The 393-nt window shown below is 70.5% G+C and carries 1 pseudogene; it reads right to left on the bottom strand.

Features of this window, described 5'->3' with window-relative positions:
- Nucleotides 1–393, bottom strand: a pseudogene (locus tag EAD89_RS00020) (alpha/beta hydrolase); the annotation flags it as partial.

Genomic DNA, 393 nt, shown 5'->3' with positions numbered 1-393 from the left:
GTGTAGAACGGCACCGAGTGCGACGAGACCGGCGCGACACTGTCGCTCTCACCACCGATGATCAGCGTGGGCACCCGCACCTCGGACCAGCTCTTGTCCAGGTTCCACGGCGCCAGCGGCACCGCGGCCTGCAACGACGGCCGGTCCGAGGCCGCCTCCAGACTGCCACCGCCGCCCATCGAGTGGCCGGCCACGGCGAGCCGACTGCTGTCGATGCGGCTGCGCACCGAGCTGCGCTCGGTGAGGTAGTCCAGCGCGGCGAGCAACTGCCGGCCACGGCTGTCCGGCTGGTCGAACCGGGTGTTGGTCTCGATGCCGATCACCACGAAACCGTGCGAGGCGATCCGCGGTCCGAGCCAGCTGATGCTGGACCACGAGGCGGTGTAGCCGGGC

It is taken from the genome of Micromonospora sp. BL4, assembly GCF_003667505.1.
Taxonomy (GTDB): Bacteria; Actinomycetota; Actinomycetes; order Mycobacteriales; family Micromonosporaceae; genus Micromonospora.
This window is presented reverse-complemented; position numbering and strand designations above follow the sequence as displayed.